Source organism: Aquiflexum sp. (assembly GCF_041749095.1).
Lineage (GTDB): Bacteria > Bacteroidota > Bacteroidia > Cytophagales > Cyclobacteriaceae > Aquiflexum.
Map to the genome: position 1 here is coordinate 34,606 of NZ_JBGTCA010000036.1, position 22,264 is coordinate 56,869.

The window sequence follows — 22,264 nt, forward strand, 5'->3', positions numbered from 1 at the left end:
ACCCACCTCCTCTATGAATCCTCTAAAACAAACAATTGTAGATCTTAGTAATGCCTATATTTTCTTCTGTGCATCCATCTATCTTGGGATGTTTTGGTCGCTGCATTTTTTCTGGTTTCCTAATTATCCTTCTACGCTAAACCTGGATAATTACTATGATGCGATCATTCCACAAACAACACTGGCCACCAAATTCTTCTTTATCACCATTCCAATCATGGCAGTTTGTCTGGTCATTATGTTGATCAGTGAATGGAAAACCTCCCTCATGTGGGTCCCAATTGCCTGGATTCCCGGATTATTGGCACCGGTTATCATTCAACAGGCTTATATTGAAAGAATAAACAACCATTTTATTGATGGCGTTAGCGACGAAGCCACACTTCAGGAATTACTGAATGAATGGATGTATCTCAATGATCTGAGGTGGATCATCCTGACCATCATGTGGGGAATAACCATGTATTTTTTTATAGCAAAGGCGAAAAAAAACAGAATACCAAATTAGATCAGTTGACGATATTTGGCTAAAGAACAATTCTCAAACTTAATAGATATTTATTGAAATTATCTGAAAAGTGAATGGGTATTTGAATAGTAAACACAAATAGAAATGAGGTTGATTTTAAGAACCTGTTTGTATTTAAATACTCGACCTTTTTGGCCCTAAAAACAGTCCTATGAAAAAGAATCTAACACTCATCGTTATAGCCATATCTGTCATTACGATCATTTCAGGGCTATCACAGGTATTTATGCCAAGTATGGTACTCAAGCTGATCGGTGCAGAAGTTTCGCCGATTTCCGGCCATTTATTTGGCATAGTGGGGATGTTTATGGCATTGTTTGGCAGTTTGATGTTGCATACTGTTTACAGCGTGCATACGAGTACTGTTGCTGTTTTCTGGTGTGCCATGCAGAAACTGGGAGCATTTGTGGCTGTAGGTATTGGTGTTCTTAGCGGTTTGTTTTCATGGATAGCTTCAGGTGTGGCAATTTTTGATCTTTTCTCAGGCTTGTTATTTCTCTATTATATCAAAACACTTAACCCAAAATGAAAATATCCAGTTATTTTTTCTTTTATACCTATATCGGACTCGTAGTCCTTGCAGGGTTTTGGGGAGCATTTATCTATCCCTCTTTGGATTTTGAATTAATGTTTGGCTTGAATTTAAGTCAACTCCAAGATTTTGAAAGGATCAATCTACTTTCACAGTATAGATTTTTAAGGGCTTTGGAATTGGGATTTGGACTTTTTGCCCTGATATTCGTGAGAGAAGTTTTTTCTGATTTCAAATTCAACAGGCTTTTCCTGACCATAATGGGGCTTGGCATTCTGGCAAGAATGTTTTCTTGGATTTTTGATGGCAAACCAAGTTACCTGACCATGTTTTTTATGTTTTATGAGTTGATTGGCTGGATTGTCATTTTCACATTTTCCATTGCTAAAATTAAAAGGCAATGAAAATCAACGAGCCCAAATCGCAGAAAAACAGGTCATTAATTTTGGCAGGAGGGGGGCTAAGGGTTGCCTATCAGGCAGGTGTATTGTTGGCTTTGGAAGAAGAGGGGATAGAATTTAAGCATATTGACGGGACTTCGGGAGGAATATTTAATGCCGCCATGCTGGCAAGTGGTTTGGAGCCAAAGGAAATTGCCAAAAGATGGAGATCACTGAAATTGACCGACTTCATTTCTGGTAAAAAAGCAAAGAGTTACCTCAGACCTTTTAGAATGAAGGGATTTTCAGATGCGGATAATATCAGGAAAAAGGTTTTTCCCCATCTGGGAATTAACCTAGATAAGATCAATCAAAATAAAACTTTCAAAGCAACATTCAATGTCTGTAATTTTTCCACCAAATCAATAGAAGCCATTCCCAATGAATCCGTGAAAGAAGACCATTTAATAGCAGGGGTTTCTCTTCCCATTTTTATGCCTGCTATCCAAATAGATGGATCATGGTATACAGATGCAGTTTGGATCAAAGATGCCAACCTGATGGAGGGGGTTCAACAGGGTGCAGATGAGTTTTGGTTGGTTTGGGCAATAGGCAACAGTCCAAGCTATCTTCAAGGTGCATTTCATCAATACGTTCACATGATCGAGATAAGTGCCAGTGGGGGACTTTTGGAGGAGTACAAACAAATTGAACTGATCCATAGAAATGCTACCCTCGAACATGCGAATGATATACCTATTTCCCCTAAGCTATTTGTTTTCAAATCCCAAATTGCATTACCCTTGGATCCGGATTTTTTTCTGAATAAAATCAATGCCAGGGAATTGATCAATATGGGTTACGCCCAGGCAAAGGAATATCTTTCAAATATGCCTTTGGAAGGGGAAACGATGGATGCTAAAGCGACCGCAAATTTAGAACCTAAATACATCTATAGTTTCAGGGCAGTCTTTGAAGGGGTCGTTGAATGGAATTCAAAAAAACAGCCTATCAAATTTGCTGTGTTTTTCAGGTATGCTGATTTTCAGGATAATAGAAGTATTGAATCCTATTCAAGTCTCATATTCAATAATGAAACTGAAGATATCCCCACCTTCAATAGTCAGATTTCCAATTCAAAGTCGGAAGAAGGGAATTTAATGAAGGTAGAATCACAGATTTTGATCGGTTCCAAACTTCATAAAATTGAATTCTCAACCCTCCTTACCAATCCATGGGAAATACTCTTAGGTTTAAGTTTTAAGCGGATATCCTTCCGATTGTACGATGAAAATGATAACTTAAAGGTCGATGTCCCTCTTCATCAATCCATTATTGACCGATTTAAATCTATTTATTACAGTACGTTCACCACAGTGCTGTCAAAAAAGGGCGGTATCAAGAAGTATCTTTCAATCATTAAAAACTTTATAGCTTATGAAATTTGAGAAAAAACCGATGGTAAACTGGTATGATCCAAAGCAATTGGCTTCTACCGGAATGAAAACCGTGGTATCTTCTGTTTTTGGAAACTTTGCGGATAGACGGGAAATGCAGGCTGCCCTTGACCCTGATATGGGCTATTTTGATTATTCTGAAAGAGAGGATATTTGGATTGATTTTATGTCGGACTTGGGAGATGGTTTTAATCCTACCTACACGATGGCTCATCTACTTGCCAAGGATAAACTTGAGGTAAAGGGGAAAGAAATCAAAAGAGGAAAAATATTGGTTATGGGCGGTGATGAAATCTATCCTACTCCCGAAATGCATGAATATAGAAACAGATTGCAGGGGCCATATCATGCAGCATTTCCTGTAAACAAAAATGACCCTGATCCACCTCATTTATTTGCCATACCCGGTAACCATGATTGGTACGATGGATTGACGAATTTTATCAAAGTTTTTCTTCAAAAAAGATCGTTGGGTAATTGGAGAACGCAACAATCGAGAAGTTACTTTGCATTGAAGTTGCCTCATAACTACTGGTTATTGGGGATTGACATTCAATTAAATTCGGATATTGATATTCCCCAGATCAATTATTTTAGGGAGATTGCAAGGAATGATATAAAATCAAATGACAAAATCATTTTGGCAACTGCTGAACCATCCTGGGTCTACAAATCTTTCAGTCAAAAAAGTTCTGCGCATGACCGTTTCAAGTTTTTTATTGACAAGATCATTTTCGGTAAAACCCATCCCGAAGATCCGGAATGCTTTTATCGCGGAAAAAATGAAAGCATTCAGGTAACCACCATTCTGACAGGGGATTTACACCATTACTCGCATTATGTGGAAGAAGGAGTCCTCAACAAAAAATGCCATCTGATAACTGCCGGTGGGGGTGGGGCGTTTATGCATACCACGCATACCCTCAAAAAGCAAATCAATGCTTCGGAAGGATATAATGCGACTTTGATGGAACCTACTTTTCCTTCCAAAAGTGAATCAATCATGTTAGGTTATAAGAATTTACTTTTCCCTTTTTATAATGTCAGCATGCTGTTATTTTTTGGGATTTTCCATCTTTTCACTGCTTGGCTACTTCAGGTGGGTACCAAATTCGACAATGCGACATTTATGGAAAGGGCAAGTGCCATCTCATTATTTGATGGTGGATTTGGTGAGTATATTGCCCTGATCGGAAGTACTTTAAGCCATTTACCTTCAGTATTGGCCTTGAATCTTTTATTGTTCGGTGGTCTATTGATATTTACAGATACCAAATCAGGTAAAGGCAATTGGAATTACATCGCAGGTGCTTTACACGGGCTTTTCCATGTGGCTAACTTGTATCTTCTTATTTGGTTTTTTTCGAGGTATAACTTATTTATCAGAGGGATGGAGATAGACAGCTTACAACAAATCTTATGGTTTTCAGGTGAGATGATTATAGTAGGTGGAATTTTGAGCGGTGTTCTTTTTGGACTTTATCTTCTTATCAGCGGCAATTTTCTGAACAACCACATCACAGAAGCTTCTTCCTCATTCTTGGGAGAGGATTACAAAAATTTCATCAGGCTGCATCTTGATGACAAAGCCTTGACAATTTATCCAATTGGGGTTAAAAAAGTGGTTAAAAATTGGAAGGATGTTAACAAAGGAACTGACAAAGACCCTCAATATAAAGGAGATGAAATTAAATATGACCTTATTGAAGAAAATCCTATCACCATATCTCACAAGAATAGACCATGAAAAAACTATCCAAATCTTTAGCAGAACTTAAAGGCCATTATGATTTTATTGTCATTGGCTCAGGATATGGTGGTAGCATAGCCGCCTCGAGAATGTCACGTCTTGGCAAATCTGTTTGTCTTTTTGAAAAAGGAAAAGAGTTTTTACCCGGTCAATTTCCCAGAACCCTGAAAGAAGCCGCTTTGGAAATGAATATGAAAAGGGGTAGAAATTCTGATTCCAGAAACGGTTTGTATGAATTCAATTTTGGTAATGGAATCAATGTTTTTAAAGGTTGTGGCCTTGGCGGAACATCACTCGTAAATGCCAATGTTTCCATCAAACCTGAACCTCGGGTGATGGAACAAAAAGAATGGCCAACAGCTATTAAGGAAGATCTGGGATCGTTCGAGGAAGGATTACAAAGAGCATGGGAAATGCTGCAGCCCAATCCTTATCCCGAAAATGAGAACGGGTATCCTGTTTTGAAAAAAACCGAGGCCATGCGGATCTCGGCAAATCGGATGGCTGAAGAATTCAGACTTCTTGATATCAATGTGACCTTTGAAAACAGGGCAGACAATCATGTCGGAATCAATCAGCCCAAATGTACCAATTGCGGGGATTGTGTCACAGGATGTAATGTAGGTGCCAAAAACACGACAGCCATGAACTACCTTCCTGATGCTTATAATCATGGAGCGGATATTTTTACCGAGATCAATGTCAGGCATGTTGAGAAAACCAATGGAACTTGGAAAGTCTTTTTCTGCCCATTGAAAACCGGAAGGGAAGTTTTTGACGCACCTGAAATGTTTGTTTATGCAGATAACGTGATTTTGAGTGCCGGATCTTTGGGATCAACAGAAATCCTTTTCCGTTCGGCACAGAAGGGCTTGAAAGTCTCCCCAATGTTGGGAAAAAGATTTACTGGCAATGGAGATGCCTTGGGATTTGGCTACAATAATGATGTGCAGATCAATGGCATTGGGCTTGGAAAACGGGGAAATAACCACATTTCGGAGGTTGGGCCTTGTATCACTTCCGTGATAGACATGAGAAATGGACCCGTCCTTGAAAATGGAATGACATTGGAAGAAGGTACAGTTCCGGGACCAATTAGGGGAATTATGCCCGGTACTTTACTTACATTTTCGAGATTGTTCGGTCTGAACAGGGACAGGATTTTTTCCGATAGTTTTTTCAAAAGAAAATGGAGGGAAATTATCAGTATGGTCAGGGGCCCTTTTTATGGTGCCATCCATCATACTCAGATATATTTGGTGATGACACATGATGATGGGAATGGGGAAATGGTTTTTGAGAATGACCAACTTAAAGTCAACTGGGAAGGGGTAGGCAAACAGGAAATATTCAAGAAAGTAGAAGATAAATTATTGAGTGCCACTAGGGCCTTGGGAGGAACAAAAGTGCCCAATCCAACCTGGAACAAAAGGATGGATTATGATTTGGTAACCGTTCACCCTCTTGGGGGCTGTTGCATGGCTGACCATGCCGGGCTTGGAGTTACTGATCACAAAGGTCAGGTTTTTTCCGGTTCAACAGGCACAGCTCTACATGACGGTTTGTATGTAATGGACGGTGCCGTAATCCCAAGACCTGTCGGTACCAATCCTTTATTAACAATCAGTGCGCTGGCCGAAAGAAGCTGCAAGGTGATTGCAGAAGAATTGGCTATTGATTTGGATTATGGATTTAATATCAATCCGGAAAAAGATTCAAGTCCCAATATTAAACCCGGCATTCAGTTCACCGAAACTATGAAAGGCTTTTTTTCAAAGGAGGAAACCGAAGATTATCACCAAGGATTTGAAATGGGTAAAAATTCCAATTCACCCTTTGAGTTTACCCTCACCATTAGGTCCGAAGATGTCGAGACATTTGTAGGGGTTTCAACCCATGAAGCCGGAATGTACGGTACCATGTTGGCTCCAGCACTTTCATCGGAACCACTTGCAGCAATTCGTGGCACCTTCAACCTTTTTATTGAGAACAGTCAGGATCCTGAAAGAAAAAAAATGCTGTATAACGCAATTTTGCTCAGCAAGGAGGGGAAAATGTATTATTTCAGAGGATTCAAAGATGTTTATAATAATAAAGGTTTTGATGTATGGAAAGATACCACCACTTTGTTCATTACTGTTTATGAAGGAGAATCTGACAGTGGAAAGGTTTTAGGCAAAGGAAAACTGATCATCCATCCTGCTGATTTTGCCAAACAACTGACTACCATGAAGGCATTGAATACATCAAATAAAATTCAATCACTAAAGGCTATCATGACTTTTGGGAAATTCTTTGGAGGAAATGTATTCGAAACCTATTTTAGAAGGCTTGGAAAAAGAGAATAATTAAGGTCTTCGGACGGATTCACGGAAGGAGGTCTGCCATGTAGGTTCAGACCTCCTTTGATCAAACCTATTTTTGGCCCAACTATTGGCCCGTTTTAATGCTCCCTGAGCATGGTAATCAGTTCTTGAATTTATCAAAAGTTCTATAAAAGTAGCCATTTCCTGATCCTGTCTCGGATTTGATAATGTAGGTGAATCTTGAATCAAATTTGTGAATTTTCTTAAATCTGCTATCAAAATATATTTGTTACCAAAATTCAATGCTCCATTCTCCCTCAGCTTTGCTCTGATATTTGGTTCTATCCAATCGTTAAATTCTTCAGGAATTAAATGAATCACAAGTTCCTGATCAACCTGGTAAAGATGCCAAAACTTAATATCTGATGGGTTTGGCTCATTCAGTTTTACATCCCTAATTTCCTTGTTATTGATAAAATTCATGATGATTTTACTGTTATATTGATATGGATACAAAAGGCTGAATAAAGTTTCTCTGGCATCTATTGGATTTTGAACCTGGTTCAAAACCAATTCCAATTCATTGATCTTTTTACTGTTCAATACTTTATGAGTTGCCAAATAAGCAGAATCTACCTCACTGATATTTTTTGTAACACTTTCCAATTCCCCAATTACCAGATTCTTACTCATCAAAAAAGAGATGGCAGCATTGAAATCAGAAATATATTCACCGGGGTTGTCATACCAGAAATATATCGGATAGGGGATAGGCTTGTTGAAATAATCTATCCTATCCATAAGTTCCCAATCAAGCCGAAGTGAGTCCAAAAGTCCGATTTCATCTTCATCCAGAATGCCATCTGCGGCTATTGCCAAAATTTGTTTTGAAAAATATCCATAATTCAGATCCATACCCATCATGGAAATATTCCTTAGATTTTTGATGACAAAAGCGATATTATTTTCCTTTAGAAACAAAGACTGCCTTAACCTAGGATCAACTTTAGCTGAATCCATCAATGATTTTATCAGATCAAATTCCTGCTGCAGCAATGAATCCAGGAGAACAACATCAAACCGGCTTACAGCCTGTTCCTTTTCTATTCTGTTGGCAATTTGGATGATCCGGTCATTGTGAAAAACAACTTTTTTTATTTCCTTTCCTGTAATCAGTGTAAACAGACTTTTCAATGTTTCAGCTGCCTGTTCTTCTGCTTTTTGGAGAATATCAGCCCTATGGGCAAATGCGAGGAGTTTTTCCACACAATATTCTTTGACGAGTTTGGCATCTTTGAAATCTACCCTACCATTATCATCCAAAATCTCAAATCCCGGAATGCCTTTTTCTGGAATAAACCATGGATTGATATCTGCATTTAGGATTTGAGGGGTGAGTCCCATGATATGGATTTCTCCACTGTTTTCATGAATAAAGAGAGAAGATTCTTTTAGTTCAGAAAAGTCAAAACCGGCTTTTACCCAACCCCGGCCCACCATGGCCAATTTTTTCCGGGTTTCACTTCTACTCAGTTCAGCGGTTTTGTTTTGATAATAAAACTGCTTGAAATCTTCCACATCAAGGGTTTCGTTTGGACTTGGCAGCTCATCATAAATCATAAACAAGGCTTCCTCTCTATGTCGGGGATTTGGTTCCCACCTGATATTTCTTGGTTTCCGGCTTTTGATTCGATAGATGTATTCCAGCATGTCATCATAGAGGGGATCAGCTACGATATCATCCATAAAACCATGGTAATTAAGTTTGTCGGTGATATTCCTACTATTGACATCATATCGGATAATTCTCCTCCACCTACTGACAGGTGTCATTTTTTTATATTCCTCATCTTTGTCAGAGTTGGGTAATTCCTGGAAAGATTTCAAGTTGCCTAAAGCGGATTTGATGTCTTTGAATAAAATGATGGCATTGTTACCGATGTTTTCATCTTCAATGAGATTTAATCTTGCCTCATCAATGGATGCAATGACTTCCCCATAATACTCAGCGGTCACCAATTGGCCGATCTGATTGACTTCTGACACCATATTGGAAGTATCCTTTAATTTAACTTTCCCTCCAAAAATCCCCATCGGATTCCACAGGAAAATAAGTACCACTATAGCCAATACAATGACTACATCCAGTAAAAATTTCCCGTTTCTTAGGAGCCATCCTATCATTGTTCCACCAGGTTTTCAGGGTTTGCCAATAATCTTACCTTGGAAATGACCAAGTCGTCATTTTCAAAGTTGATGTAGATTTCTTCATATCCCAATGAACCCAAAAGCACATTGAACATCTGCCGGGTATGGTTTTGGGTGGTTTTGACTATTCCCATGTATTGGAGATTATCTCTAATATCAAGTTCCGCAAGTCGGAAAAATTCTTCCTGATCTCTGATATTTATTTTATTGAGAAAAATCCGGGGATTGGAAATCAAAGAGTCCTCTACAAAACTGGCCGGTGGATATGAAAAATTGATCACTTCAATGGGAGGAAGCCTTAAGTGGATTTTGTCACCATCAATCCTGATATCGCTTTCCCGGATTTTACTTAGATCGATTCCCGTTTTGACTTTTGCTTGGGAATAAGCCATGAAGCTTGCTTCATTTATTTTAAAGAAGGCAAGTTTTTTGGTTTTTGTGCCAAAAACTATTTTGTCAATCACAAATTCGGTCGTGGCCAAATCAGAAGCGTTTTGGATTTTGCCTACGACAAGTGCCCTGTCATTCTTTTTGCAGGAGGAAACTAAAACTGCTACAGTTAGCAGTAAAAGAGGGTAAACCAGAAAAGATGTAAACGGGCTTTTGGTCTTCATCATTGATGCATTTTTCTGTATTTTTCGTATGCTGCCTGCAACCTTATGTCATACTTGTTTGCTTTGTAACCACTGCCATTATAGCTATGGGCAAAGTTTGCCCATTTATAATTTCCATTGCTGTTTTCATTTTCTGAAATAAAATCAATCAATGGCGTACCCTTCGATTTTTTGGTCATTATAAATGCCATAAAATCAAGAAAGTGGTATTTTTCATGTTCGTGCTGCTTAGCTTCAAAATCAATCCATGATTTATATTGATCTTCTTCTTCACCGATTCTGGATTTTATATTATGGTCAAGGTTTTCTCCCAGGATCTGGAACAATCCCCAAGAGGCAGAATAGACAGCCAATTTTGGATCAATTTTTTTAGCCCTTTCCAGTCTGTCATATTCTCCGGTTCCGCCTTTGTAGAATTCCCTGGTCCATGACTTATAGAGTATATCCTTGTTGGATTTTTGAAGATTTTCCAATTCTTCATCTGACATGCCTTTATGTTTCAGAAGTCTCCAGAACAGATGGCCTTCAAAAAGTATTTTGGCATTACCGTTTTTGAGATGACCCCGGCCGGAAGATTCAACCTCAATTACTGCCTTGATAACCGGTAGGGAAAGTATCAGATCTTTTTTCTCAGCCAGATTTTCGAGCGATTCCATAAGCTGATCATCGTTAATAATTTTACCGTTGACATTGTCCTTGATCTGTACAAATCCAAATGTATTTATAGATTCATCCGGTTCAGGAACAGTTTTGGTCAGGCTTTTTTTAAGATCTGTAATTGGGGATGGGCCAGGTTCTTCTTTCTGTTTCGATGGGCTAAATTCTTTATCTTCTTCCTGATTAGATAAGCCAAATGCTCTATCTTCTTCATAGAATGCCCTATCATCTTCATCTACCGAATCATCGAAGCCGAATGTAGTAGGAGGAATACCATCAGAGCTTGTAGTAGTAGAAGTAGTCCTGTTGATAGATGGGTCTTGATTATTAAACGGTTGGTTTGGGTTTCTCCACCTCTCTCTGAAATACTTGAGCGACCTGTCTCCAAAATAGAAAGCAATCATCATTAAAAATGCTGTCTCAAAAAATTCGAATTGTTGGATTCGTAATTGCATCAATTCAGGATTGATTTCTTCGGTTCCCATACTTGCCACCAAAAGTGAAATTCCCCCGAAAAGCAATGTAAAGGCAATCATCCCCCGTACTGTGCCGGGAGGAAGACCAAAGGTCTGACTCCGATATGGATTGTATTTGGGTTCACGGATCTGTAAATCCGGATTTTCATGTTCCAGATAGCGACCCTGTCTTTTGGCCTCTGCTATTTCTGCCCATTCCCCATCAGTAATACCGAAATTGATATTGTAATGGTAAACTGACCAAACAAAATAAATCATAAAAACAGCCAGCCAGGTTACCAACATCAATAAGCCGACAATAGCAAAAATATTCTTTTGTTCAAAGTACATCAATACACTGTATGTGATTGATACGGTTACCAATAAAATGGCAAAAATTATAGTCCCTTTAAAAAAGATATCATGATATTTATTGACATAGTAGGAGTTTTTGACATCCTTTTCCTTGAAATAGCCGATTACTACCCAATAAATTAACCCCAAGGCGATGAGTGATGGGATTGTCCATGCCAGCACATTTTTATCTTCGATAAAAAAATGCATGAGAAAATAACCTAGGACAATGGCTAAAATCACTGCTGCAGCGATTTTTATTAACATTTGGTAAAAGTTGTTGTTCAATTCTTTCATAATGATGTCAGTTTACTTCGATCAAACCAGTCTTCATTGAGTATTTGTATATTGACCTCATCGTTGGAATCGAGGAGGGCGGTGACAATTTTATAAAATCTAGTATATGCTGCTATAGAATCCCTAATTGATTTGCGGCTTGGGCCGGCCGTAACTCCATCAGCAATTAACAGGCAACCATCCGTATGTTCATGGTGATTTCCTACGTGGATATAGATACCTTCAAATCCGGGGACATTTTTAAGATGAAGGTGTCTGGTAAACCAGGGCCGGTATTTTTCCAGATAGTCTCTTGTTATCCTTGAGTGTGCCGGATCAACAGGACTGTAACCAATGGAATATATGCCTGCGGGTATTCTTGTTTGCCCCCTTATTTTTTCATCTTGGTGGGTGTCTTCAAGGGTGTAAGCAAAAAATTTGTTTCTAAAAAAAATAAGTCCCAATGTCGTTTCTCCGTCATCAATATACCTTAAAACTGTAAGTGTACATTTACCTAATTGGGTGCCTTCTTCTGTTTTTGACTCTTTCAGTTTTATTTCAAGGTTCTTGATTTGCTGTTGTAAGGATGAAATTTCTGTGGTCTTTTGCGCTATGATTTCCGATTCATTGATTTTATCTACAGGTTGTGGGGGAGAAACATCAGTATTTGATTCTTTTGAACCCGTAAAAGCACCGGCAATTTTCTTGAAACCATTTTCCACCAATACTAATATGTATCCTATAAATCCTATTATATACAACCAAATTTTGCCAAAAAGATCAGGATTGGTCAGCAAAACCAAAACAATGATGGCTACCAGAGCAATAATTAAAAGCGCAGCAAATTTTTTCATGTTGCTTTTTTCAAAGATAGAATCGAGGTATTAATTGAAAGAGGCAAAAAACAAACTAATGAAAGCTAAAATTTAAAAATTAACCGGTTAATAATCAAATAAATGAGAAGTTTACTTTAAGGAAATTTTAAAACCGAAATAGTAAAAGCTTGGTTACTATTCTAAATTTCACTAATGAATAAATAAATCCCTATTCCCCATTCAAGGTAACAATTTTGTGGTTTATCAAATTACTTTGGAAATAGTATTGTAATTGACTTGAAAGGAAGTTCATATTCATTAAATTTAAGAATTCACCATTACAAAAAGACAAATGGCAAATTTCAAACTTCGGATTAACGGCAAAGAACATCAAGTTGATGTTGAAGAAGATACCCCTTTACTTTGGGTTTTAAGGGATCATCTTGGTCTTGTGGGAACTAAATATTCCTGTGGGATCGCACAATGTGGTGCCTGTATGGTCCATATCAATGATGAGGCTGTTCCATCATGCACCTTACCAATATCCAGTATTGGATCAGATAAAATAACGACAATCGAAGGTCTTTCCAAAGATGGAGATCACCCTGTACAAAAAGCATGGACTGATGTGGATGTGGCACAGTGTGGCTTTTGTCAACCAGGTCAGATCATGACCGCTGCAGCTTTCCTCAAAAAAAATCCAAGTCCCTCTATGGAAGAAATAGAAAATGTGATGAACAGGAATCTATGCAGATGTGGTACTTACCACAAAGTAAGAGAAGCAGTAGCAACGGCAGCAAAACTTAAATAATCATGGCAAATCTAACAAAAACAAATAGGAGAGACTTTCTGAAAATAGCCGGAACCACAGCAGGAGGTTTATTTATCGGTTTCAATTGGGCAAGCTGTGATTCCCCGAAAGTTCAGGTACTTACCGATGAGGAAGTGCTTTCTCAGGTTCATGACTTCAATGCCTACCTATCCATATCGCCGACCGGAGATGTTGTGATTTATTCTCCCAATCCTGAATTGGGCCAAAATATCATCACCTCATTCCCAATGGTGGTTGCAGAAGAACTGGACGCCGATTGGAGCAAAGTGAGGGTATTTCAAGCAGCATTGGATAATGATAAATATGAGAGACAAGTTACAGGAGGATCAGGGGCCATGCCCCACTCATGGGAAAGGTTAAGAAAAGCCGGTGCCACAGCAAGGCATCTATTAGTAGCTGCAGCAGCTGCAAAGCTTGAAGTTCCGGCATCTGAGTTGACTACTGAAAATGGAGAAATATTTCACAAAGGGACCAAAAAATTCTCTTATGGAGAAATGGTTGAAGATGCATCAAAACTAACAGCTCCTGATGAAGTGATTTTAAAAGATCCTAAGGATTTTAAAATTATAGGAACTCCTGTCAAAAACGTCAAAGGCAAAGAAATCTATACAGGCCAACCGCTATTTGGATTGGATGTTTACAGAGAGGGTATGGTCAACGCCATGATATCCAGGCCTCCTTTTGGCATGAAAATCAAATCAGTGGATGATTCGGCAGCACTGGCAGTTGCGGGCGTTTCAGATGTGATCGTATTCAAAAATAACGTGGCTGTGATTGGTGAATCCACTTGGCCATTGATGAAAGCTAAAAGTAAACTTAGAATTGAGTATGAACCTGATGGGACTGTAGAAAGCAGCTTCGATCATGATCGCATATTCAAAGAACTGCTAGACAGTAAAGATGCAAAAGTCATGCGCAAGGATGGTGATGTGGAAACGGCCTTTAAAAATGCTGCCCAGGTAATTACAAGCGAGTATCAATGCCCGTTTTTGTCACATTCTCCCATGGAGCCGATGAATTTCTTTGCACATGTAAAAGGAGATAGAGCAGAATTGATTGGGCCTACCCAAACTCCTGACAGGGCAAGAATGGAAACCGCAAAATTGCTGGACATTCCTACTGAGAATATTACAGTGGAACTGACCAGACTTGGTGGTGGATTTGGTAGAAGACTGGCGGCTGATTTTGTGGTTGAGGCAGTTGAACTCTCTAAAATACTGGATAAACCTGTCAAAGTAACCTGGAGCAGAGAAGATGATATCACAGGCGGTGCCTATAGACCGGCAGTCAGATACAGGTTCCAGGCTGCCCTTGATGATCAGGGAAATATGATAGGGTATAAACTCAGAGGTGTCGGGATCAATGCTGGAAATTCTACAAGGGAAAATAATTTCCCTTCAGGTTCGGTTGAAAATCTCCTGATAGAAAATGTGGAACATAAATCCACCATTACCACTAATGCCTGGAGGGCGCCAATAACCAATTTCCTGGCCTATGCTGAGCAATCATTTTTGGATGAAGTGGCTTTGGCGGGCAAAAAAGACCCTGTCAAGTTAAGGTTGGATCTCTTGGATAGGGCTAAAAATGACCCTGTAGGTGAAATCCATTATGACATAGATAGAATGCGCGGGGTTATCCAAACTGCCGCAGACAAATCAAATTGGGGTAAAAATAAAGATGTTATGCAGGGATTCAGTGTGTATTTCTCACATAGGTCTTATGTTGCCCAAGTCGCAAATATAGAAATGGAAAATGGTCAGCCGGTTTTGAAAAAAATCACTGCTGTAACTGATTGTGGAACCGTGGTTCATCCAACGGGTGCAAACCAACAAGTAAGAGGAGGTGTAGTAGATGGAATGGGTCATGCCATGTTCACCAATATGACTTTCGAAAATGGACTGCCCAAGCAGAGGAACTTCGATACCTACAGGTTGATCAGAATGAAAGAGGTACCAGAAGTGGATGTTCATTTTGTGGACAGTGGCTTTTCACCTACCGGACTGGGTGAACCAGCACTGCCACCAACAGGAGGTGCTATTGCCAATGCTATATTTGCAGCCACCGGCCGCAGGATCAGAACGCAGCCGTTTATAGAACAAAAAGAGTTCTCAGACATCAAATTACAGATCAAGAGAACCTAGATTTTAAGGCCTTCCCGGTGGTTATGATGCTGGGAAGGTTTTTTTTATTTTGATATGAGATGTGAGACCTGAGATTTGAGATGAAATATTAGAACCAAGATGTATTGATAGGATCGTTTTTTTTTCAAATAATAGATTTCTTAATGTTTCTGAGGTAGTTAAAGTGGCACCTTAAAGGTGTTTATAGATATTATGTTGCCCAGATGTATTTTTAAAAAAACTTTTAGCTCCAAAATATTTATCAATTCAACTATTTACAATTTCTCCTATATAAAAACAATCAACCCGTTTTGCTTAAGTTTGTTTTCGTCTCATATCTCATATCGGGTTGCGTGTATTTGCAGTAGCGAATTAAAACACTTTCCTGTCCGTTTAGCACAAAGTTTTTAGGTGTACAGACTTTCGAACTACCACTTTACCCGCTATTGTTACATATATGCTAATATGTAGCGTTTTCATTTTATTATCAAGACAGCATTTCCAAATCAAAGCTTACCAATCATTACCCATTAGGAAGTCTGTTGAGATCTTAATAAACAAATCTTTATTTTTATCTTGATGGGACCCATGCCCAGTATTTGGCACAATCCACAAATAAGCGTTTGGCATATTCGATTTTGCCTTTACAACACACTCCAGTGGCGTAGCATCATCATTGTCGCCTACCACAATAAGTGTTCGGGTTTTAATACTTTTTAATTCTGATTCATTTACCTCAATGGAGTAGTTTGGAAACTGTTCAAGAATATTTCTTATCCGCTCTTCATTTACTTGCTGTTCACGCATCCAGGTCAGATTGTCAATATTTGCATATGATAGATATTCAATGAATTCCGGGAAATCCTGAGCATTCCAGCTTCCGCATGAACCATTAATAACCATTGACCCAATAATTTCCGGTTTTATCAATGCAAGTTGAAAAAGGATTTCTCCACCATAACTATGACCAATTGCATTTATGTTATCAAGTTCCAAATATTCTATCAGGTCTTTTAGGTTTTGTGCCGCTGACTTTATGGAAACTGCTCCGGTAAAAGGACTTGACTTACCATGACCCATTAAATCAACCAGAAAAATTTCAAATTCCTTACTATAACCAGAAATAAAAGGAATCCATGATTTTGATGATTGAGTGAACCCATGTAAAAGAAATAACGGTTTATTGCCATTGCCATAAACTTCATAATAAGTTTGTAAACCGTTTAATTCTACCGTGACGGAACGCTTGGGGTTTTGCGAAAAGGCTTTCATAGTCATAGCTAATATTATTAGGATAAAAAACCATTTCATGATTTGTAGTTTTTTTATTATGGTTTTGGATGTCTAAACGCCAAATAACTCATATATTTTCTAGATTTCATCCATCTCCCTTTCCGGCCAATAGGGGCCTGTCAGAACAAGTTGCTTTGAATCTTGGTCAATTTCAAATTGGATTTTCATCTTTTCTCTGTTCTGCTCATTGATATTGAGGCATGCATTGAAATGGATCAATTCAAAATCCACGATAAAATCACCACGATAATTCTCTAAAAAGTTGATAGGACCATTTAATTGTACCTTTTCTGTTAATGCACCTTCTTTTTTATAATAATAAGAAAGAAAAATTCCCATTTCCTTTTGGTTTTCAAGAAGGAATTCCTGAATTAGGCGTTCATGATTATTATCCTGAAGTGAAGTTGAAATATCGAATTTCCAAGTTTCCTGCATATTCAAAATTACTTAATTCAACCGTAATTCACGAACATCTTGCTTGAATAAGCCAAAGGTTTTACATTGGGAATTACATGAAATACCCCATATACTTAGATTACAATGCAACGACTCCCTGTGCTAAGGAAGTGATTGAAGCCATGATACCCTGGTTTGGAGATCATTTTGGCAATGCTGCAAGCAAAAGTCATCCCTATGGTTGGGTCGCCGAAGATGCCGTGGAGACAGCCAGGGAGCATGTTGCTAACCTGATAGGTGCCAAAACAAAGGAAATTGTTTTTACTTCAGGTGCCACTGAATCCATTAACCTGGCATTGAAAGGTATTTTCGAATTTTATCAGGGACAAAAACAACATTACATCACCTGCCAAACAGAGCATAAAGCTGTCTTGGATACTTTCAAATATTTGGAATCTATAGGAGCAGAGGTCACTTATCTTCCTGTCAACCAATTTGGAGAAGTTGATTTAGATGAGTTAAAATCAGAAATCCGCCCCCATACCAAAATGTTGGCATTTATGTGGGCCAATAATGAGACGGGGCTAATTCATCCCATTGCAGAATTGATACAAATAACCGAAGTGCAGGACTTAATACTTTTTACCGATGCGGTTCAAGCAGTGGGAAAGATTCCGATTTCTACAAAAGGGATACATTTAATGGCAATTTCTGCCCACAAAATGTATGGCCCAAAGGGGGTTGGCGCCCTTTATATCCGTCATAATCACCATTTACCCAAACCATTGGCATTGATCGAAGGGGGAGGGCATGAAAAGGGATTTAGAAGCGGGACATTGAATGTTCCTGGCATTGTAGGATTTGGAAAGGCTGCACAATTAAGGTCCAAAGAGCTGATTGAGAATGCAGAAAGATTAGGGTACCTCAGAGATGCGCTGGAAAAGAGGTTGTTAAAAATAGAAGGCACGGCTTTGAACGGAAGTCAAACCAATAGACTTTCACACGTCAGCAATATTGCATTTTCAGGGGTAGAGGGGGAGGAGCTGCTCAGAAGGGTCAATAAAGAAATTGCAGTAAGCTCGGGTTCGGCATGTACCAGTATTTTGCCTAAACCTTCCCATGTTTTGGCAGCTATGGGACTTGATTCCGATTTGGGAAGGGCTTCAATCAGATTCAGCTTGGGAAAGGATACCACTGAAACGGATATAGCGTTTACAACAGACTATGTTGAAAAAGTGGTGAAAGAACTGAAAGGCCATTAATTCCCTTTGATCAATCTCTCATAATCCTCTACTGTATCAATATCGATGGCTGCATCCGGAAAATCAACTATGTCCATTTCATCCTGATGATTATAAATTACCTTTTTAGCACCTTCGGCACCTTTAAGGGAATATAATTCAGAAAAGTATTTTTTTGAAAAAAGAGCAGGAACACCAAAAATATCATTGTAGTGACAGGCAATTATACCTTTTCCGGTTTCAGCTTGTTTTTTGATCAAATTGTTTAGGAGTCCAGAATCTACAAAAGGTTGATCACAAAGCATTAAGATTACCTGATCCGGACTGTGTTTTTTTTCCAGATATTCCAATCCCTTTTTCATCCCGGATGCCATGCCTTTTTCCCAATCATGATTGATAACCATATCAATTTTTGTATGCTGAACTTCTTTGCTGATCAATTCGAAACTGGCACCAAGGACTAAAACATTTGCAGAAGAATTACTTTCTAATGCCATATCAACAGCCCTTCTGACCAAAGTTTTTCCTTTATAGGTTAATAATTGCTTTGGCTGACCAAGTCGGGAGGAGCTTCCTGCTGCTAATATGATGATTCCGGTTTTAGAAGGACTCATTCTCTTCTTCATGTATAGGTCCAGATTTGTCTCTTAGGAAAATCGGTTTCTTTAAATTCAACACTGCCTTGATTTCAGCAAGAACAGATAAGGCAATTTCCTCAGATCCTTCTGCTCCAAGATTCAGCCCTGTAGGTGCAAATATGTTATCCATAGAAATCTTTATACCTTTCTCCGCTAATCTGGAAACAAGTTTTTCGGTCTTTTTCTTTGGACCCAAAATTCCTATATAAGGTAAGTTGAGTGGAATCAGGTGATGTAATACCTCCAGTTCATATTCGAAGTTATGTGTCATCAGTAAAGCTACCGAATTGGAATCAGGATGGAGATGCTGAACCACTTCAGAAGGATTTCCGGTGATAATTGTCGAAGCATCAGGAAATCTTTCTTTTGTCGCATGGTTCTTTCTTCCATCTATCAATTGAATCTGCCAACCTAAGATAGCTGCCATTTTTGCCAAGGGAATCGTATCATTTCCTGCTCCGAAAAGAAAAAGTTGAACAGGTGGTCTGATACTTTCATAGAATACAAAAACATCATCATGTTCAGGATAATTTTTAATTATATTTGGCTGTTTATCAATTGAATAATTAATATCATCATGAATTTGATTTAATAATTTTTCATCTATCTTTTCCGGAGAACCATGGATTGTTTCTGCTTTCTTTAGGATTTTTGTCCCAACTTGTTCGGAACGGGAGTTTTTCAAGGAAAACACAGTGACCAATGTACTCGATTGTCTGTCCATCAAAGCTGTTTTTAACAATTCGACCGGATTACCCATATCATCCAAGTCTATGGGTTCGATCAAAACCTGAATGATACCATTGCAGCCCAGACCCACACCAAATTTCTGATCATCTTCATCGGTAGTGTCGTAGGTGACCACCATGGACTGTTGCTGAAAAATAACCGCTTGTGCCTTTCTCAATGCATCTCCTTCCAGACATCCTCCGCTAATGGCACCTGTAAGTTCACCGTCTCCAGTAACCAACATTCTGGCCCCCGGTCTTCTATAAGCCGAACCATCTACTTTTACCACTGTTGCCAAGGCTGTACTCTGATTTCCGGTTTTACTTTTTTCGTATGCTTGGATGATTTGTTGGAGTTCCTTCATGGATATAATGACAATCAGATTTTTGAACTAAGCTAAAAAAATCTGATCAAAATTTACAACTATTATCCATTTCAGGCTTATGTTTTTATATGGATATACCCTTTTGCGGGATAAATCAAATACTTTTAACATAAATTAGGGAATGCACAGAAATTCATGGTATTTTTGTAATTCTTCAATTACATTTTTGGAAGTTGAACCAAAATGTATGAGATTAGAAGTATAGATTTTTTGGATAAAATAATGTTTAATTAGATAAATTACTGAATGTCAAAATCAAGAGAAACCTTCAACAAAAAGGAAAAAGAAAAATTAAGGCTTAAAAAGAAAAAGGAAAAGGAAGAAAAGAAAGAGGCACGTAAATCCAATGAAACTGCCGACTATGAAGATATGATCGCCTATGTTGATGAGGATGGTAATATCACTTCAACCCCACCTGACCCTACCAAAAAGAAAAAGATTGACGTTGAAAGTATTCAGATCGGTACTTCAAAACAAGTGGAAGGTGAAGATGAAGGTCTTCCAAAAACAGGTAAAGTGACATTTTTTAACGACTCTAAAGGTTATGGATTTATAAAGGACGATCAAACCCAGGAAAGTCTATTTGTTCACTTCAAGGCCTGTATTGACCCCATTAAAGAAAACGACAAGGTAACTTACGAAACCGAAAAAACACCTAAAGGCTTAAGCGCTATTGAAGTGAAATTGGTGCAGTAGCCCTTTGTCAGCATATCAGAAACCCATTTTTATTTAGGATTTTAGGTAAAGGTTTGACCTTTTCCTAAAATTTTATTGAATAGACTATGAAAATTGCAAGCCTTGCCGAAATCAAAAAAGAACTGTCTTACCTCAACGAGAAGGAGCTAAAAGACCTGATTCTTGACCTCAGCAAATTCAGTACAGACAATAAAGCCTATTTATTTTTTAAATTGTTTGAAAGGGAAAATCCCAGGTTATATGTTGAAATGGTGAAGGAAGAAATAGAGTTTGAGTTTGTAAAAGCAAATACAAAACATTACCATTTCGCAAAAAAATCGGCACAGGCTGTTCGAAGGAAGTTGAATAAACTCCTCAAACTTACCAAAGACAAAACTGCACAAATTGAACTGATTTTATTTTTTTGTGAGAAGTTGAGACTTTATGGTTATTTGACATTTCACCATCCTGTCATCGAAAACCTCTACGCAATGCAGATAAGAAAAATTGAAAGAATGATATCCGGAGTGCATGAAGACCTTCAATATGATTACCAATATCAACTTGAGGAGTTGAAAAGCGCCTTGGATTAAATCAAAATAAGCCTTGATGTAGTTAAGATGTATTTTTTAAAAAGCCTTGATGTAATTATGATGTAGGCGTGAAATATCCATTCATTTTTCTAACTGCTACTTTTAGTGGTTCGCAAATAGTTACAAATCAACTTTATAACAATTTCCCAATAGAATCATTAAGTGCCTATGAAAAATTTTACATTCATTTTCTTTTTCATCCTGGTGGCTGTTTTTAATCTAAAAGCGCAGTCACAGATGAACCTTCCCGTTACCTTTGATGAACCCAATGTCAATTATGGCATTGTTGGTTTTGGAGGTGCCGATGACTCAGCTATCGTAGATGACCCGACTGATTCCAATAACAAGGTTGCCAGGGTTACCAAAAATGCAGCAGCAGAAACCTGGGCCGGTGCTACTGTAACCGCAGTGACGAATGGCGTGCAGATAGGTTTTTCCAGCAAGATTCCTTTTACTGCCTCACAAACCAAAATGTCTGTCAGAGTATGGTCACCTGATACAGGAATAAAAGTTCGGTTAAAAGTCGAAGACCATCTTGACCCTACCAAATCCGTAGAAACAGAAGCGACAGCTACAGTAGCTGGTGAGTGGCAAACACTCTCCTTTGATTTTTCCAATCAGGCACCTGGCACTGAAGCTTTGAACCTTTCCCATAACTTTAACAAAGCATCCATCTTCTTCAATTTTGGAGTGACAGGTGCACAGGCTGGAGAAAAGACTTATTATTTTGATGATATGGTCTTCCTTGCAGAAAATGATGGAGGAAATGGTGGAACTTCAGTAATTATTTTCCCGATTACTTTCGAAGAAGATATTGCTTGGAGTGAAGCGATCACCAATTTTGATGGTGGTGAACTTACCGTAATTGACAATCCGGATACAAATGGTAATACAAGTGCCAAAGTGGCGAGGATGGTAAAAAATGCCGGCCAGCCATGGGGAGGTTCATTTATCATGATGGATGAAAACATTGACCTTTCCAAGAGTACAGAATTTACAGTTTCAGTATGGGCACCACGTGCCAATACC

The 22,264-nt window shown here is 38.5% G+C and carries 19 protein-coding genes and 1 pseudogene; 12 read left to right on the plus strand and 8 right to left on the minus strand.

Going from position 1 to position 22,264, the window contains the following annotated elements; translation table 11 throughout:
- Positions 1 to 13: 13 nt before the first annotated feature.
- The 6 genes from ACEW8O_RS02900 to ACEW8O_RS02925 all read left to right on the plus strand — a co-directional run bounded on the left by ACEW8O_RS02900 (position 14) and on the right by ACEW8O_RS02925 (position 6,996).
- The gene (locus tag ACEW8O_RS02900) at positions 14 to 508 is read left to right on the plus strand and encodes a hypothetical protein (RefSeq protein WP_373493122.1); all 495 of its coding nucleotides are present in this window, start codon (positions 14 to 16) and stop codon (positions 506 to 508) included.
- A 172-nt stretch (positions 509 to 680) separates the two neighbouring features.
- Entirely contained in the window at positions 681 to 1,058 is a 378-nt protein-coding gene (locus ACEW8O_RS02905; protein WP_373493123.1) for a patatin, read from the plus strand.
- Positions 1,055 to 1,465 carry a DUF4345 family protein gene (locus ACEW8O_RS02910; RefSeq protein ID WP_373493124.1) on the plus strand — a complete coding sequence of 137 codons (411 nt, stop codon included), beginning with the start codon at positions 1,055 to 1,057 and terminating at the stop codon, positions 1,463 to 1,465. The genes ACEW8O_RS02905 and ACEW8O_RS02910 overlap by 4 nt, the downstream gene beginning before the upstream one ends.
- Positions 1,462 to 2,889, plus strand: a complete 1,428-nt coding sequence (locus tag ACEW8O_RS02915; RefSeq protein ID WP_373493125.1) for a patatin-like phospholipase family protein — start codon at positions 1,462 to 1,464, stop codon at positions 2,887 to 2,889. The genes ACEW8O_RS02910 and ACEW8O_RS02915 overlap by 4 nt, the downstream gene beginning before the upstream one ends.
- Positions 2,879 to 4,645, plus strand: coding sequence for a metallophosphoesterase (locus ACEW8O_RS02920; RefSeq protein ID WP_373493126.1), 1,767 nt, complete (start codon positions 2,879 to 2,881; stop codon positions 4,643 to 4,645). The genes ACEW8O_RS02915 and ACEW8O_RS02920 overlap by 11 nt, the downstream gene beginning before the upstream one ends.
- A complete protein-coding gene (locus ACEW8O_RS02925) occupies positions 4,642 to 6,996 on the plus strand; it encodes a GMC family oxidoreductase N-terminal domain-containing protein (protein WP_373493127.1) in 2,355 nt (784 codons plus the stop codon). Before ACEW8O_RS02920 ends, ACEW8O_RS02925 begins: the two co-directional genes overlap by 4 nt.
- On the opposite strand, the gene ACEW8O_RS02930 is transcribed toward ACEW8O_RS02925, so the two are convergent.
- Genes ACEW8O_RS02930 through ACEW8O_RS02945 form a run of 4 tightly spaced genes read right to left on the minus strand, consistent with a single transcriptional unit; the run spans position 6,997 to position 12,372 of the window.
- Positions 6,997 to 9,138: a DUF4230 domain-containing protein gene (locus ACEW8O_RS02930; RefSeq protein ID WP_373493128.1), complete on the minus strand. Its 2,142-nt coding sequence runs from the start codon at positions 9,136 to 9,138 to the stop codon at positions 6,997 to 6,999.
- Positions 9,135 to 9,776 carry a DUF4230 domain-containing protein gene (locus ACEW8O_RS02935; protein WP_373493129.1) on the minus strand — a complete coding sequence of 214 codons (642 nt, stop codon included), beginning with the start codon at positions 9,774 to 9,776 and terminating at the stop codon, positions 9,135 to 9,137. The genes ACEW8O_RS02930 and ACEW8O_RS02935 overlap by 4 nt, the downstream gene beginning before the upstream one ends.
- Positions 9,776 to 11,539, minus strand: coding sequence for an N-acetylmuramidase family protein (locus ACEW8O_RS02940; RefSeq protein ID WP_373493130.1), 1,764 nt, complete (start codon positions 11,537 to 11,539; stop codon positions 9,776 to 9,778). The genes ACEW8O_RS02935 and ACEW8O_RS02940 overlap by 1 nt, the downstream gene beginning before the upstream one ends.
- Positions 11,536 to 12,372, minus strand: a complete 837-nt coding sequence (locus tag ACEW8O_RS02945; RefSeq protein WP_373493131.1) for a DUF5675 family protein — start codon at positions 12,370 to 12,372, stop codon at positions 11,536 to 11,538. Before ACEW8O_RS02945 ends, ACEW8O_RS02940 begins: the two co-directional genes overlap by 4 nt.
- Positions 12,373 to 12,685: 313 nt before the next feature.
- Between ACEW8O_RS02945 and ACEW8O_RS02950 the strand changes: the two genes are divergently transcribed.
- Both ACEW8O_RS02950 and ACEW8O_RS02955 read left to right on the plus strand, forming a co-directional pair.
- Positions 12,686 to 13,144: a (2Fe-2S)-binding protein gene (locus tag ACEW8O_RS02950; protein ID WP_373493132.1), complete on the plus strand. Its 459-nt coding sequence runs from the start codon at positions 12,686 to 12,688 to the stop codon at positions 13,142 to 13,144.
- 2 nt (positions 13,145 to 13,146) lie between these two features.
- Complete coding sequence (locus ACEW8O_RS02955; RefSeq protein WP_373493133.1) at positions 13,147 to 15,306, plus strand: molybdopterin cofactor-binding domain-containing protein; 2,160 nt, start codon at positions 13,147 to 13,149, stop codon at positions 15,304 to 15,306.
- A gap of 492 nt (positions 15,307 to 15,798) precedes the next feature.
- On the opposite strand, the gene ACEW8O_RS02960 is transcribed toward ACEW8O_RS02955, so the two are convergent.
- Both ACEW8O_RS02960 and ACEW8O_RS02965 read right to left on the minus strand, forming a co-directional pair.
- Entirely contained in the window at positions 15,799 to 16,596 is a 798-nt protein-coding gene (locus tag ACEW8O_RS02960; RefSeq protein ID WP_373493134.1) for an alpha/beta fold hydrolase, read from the minus strand.
- Between the two features lie 60 nt (positions 16,597 to 16,656).
- Positions 16,657 to 17,013, minus strand: coding sequence for a hypothetical protein (locus ACEW8O_RS02965; RefSeq protein ID WP_373493135.1), 357 nt, complete (start codon positions 17,011 to 17,013; stop codon positions 16,657 to 16,659).
- A gap of 77 nt (positions 17,014 to 17,090) precedes the next feature.
- On the opposite strand from ACEW8O_RS02965, the gene ACEW8O_RS02970 reads away from it, so the two are divergent.
- Positions 17,091 to 18,236 carry a cysteine desulfurase family protein gene (locus ACEW8O_RS02970; RefSeq protein ID WP_373493136.1) on the plus strand — a complete coding sequence of 382 codons (1,146 nt, stop codon included), beginning with the start codon at positions 17,091 to 17,093 and terminating at the stop codon, positions 18,234 to 18,236.
- On the opposite strand, the gene ACEW8O_RS02975 is transcribed toward ACEW8O_RS02970, so the two are convergent.
- On the minus strand, positions 18,233 to 18,841 hold the full coding sequence (locus ACEW8O_RS02975; RefSeq protein WP_373493137.1) for an NTP transferase domain-containing protein: 609 nt from the start codon (positions 18,839 to 18,841) through the stop codon (positions 18,233 to 18,235). The two genes, ACEW8O_RS02970 and ACEW8O_RS02975, sit on opposite strands and share 4 nt — an antisense overlap.
- Positions 18,816 to 19,946, minus strand: a complete 1,131-nt coding sequence (locus tag ACEW8O_RS02980) for an XdhC family protein (protein ID WP_373493138.1) — start codon at positions 19,944 to 19,946, stop codon at positions 18,816 to 18,818. The genes ACEW8O_RS02975 and ACEW8O_RS02980 overlap by 26 nt, the downstream gene beginning before the upstream one ends.
- A 267-nt stretch (positions 19,947 to 20,213) precedes the next feature.
- Here ACEW8O_RS02980 and ACEW8O_RS02985 point away from each other — a divergent pair, with 267 nt between their 5' ends.
- The 3 genes and pseudogenes from ACEW8O_RS02985 to ACEW8O_RS02995 all read left to right on the plus strand — a co-directional run.
- Positions 20,214 to 20,663 carry a cold-shock protein gene (locus tag ACEW8O_RS02985; RefSeq protein ID WP_373493139.1) on the plus strand — a complete coding sequence of 150 codons (450 nt, stop codon included), beginning with the start codon at positions 20,214 to 20,216 and terminating at the stop codon, positions 20,661 to 20,663.
- Between the two features lie 86 nt (positions 20,664 to 20,749).
- The gene (locus tag ACEW8O_RS02990) at positions 20,750 to 21,235 is read left to right on the plus strand and encodes a hypothetical protein (RefSeq protein WP_373493140.1); all 486 of its coding nucleotides are present in this window, start codon (positions 20,750 to 20,752) and stop codon (positions 21,233 to 21,235) included.
- A gap of 168 nt (positions 21,236 to 21,403) precedes the next feature.
- Positions 21,404 to 22,264, plus strand: a pseudogene (locus ACEW8O_RS02995) (hypothetical protein); the annotation flags it as partial.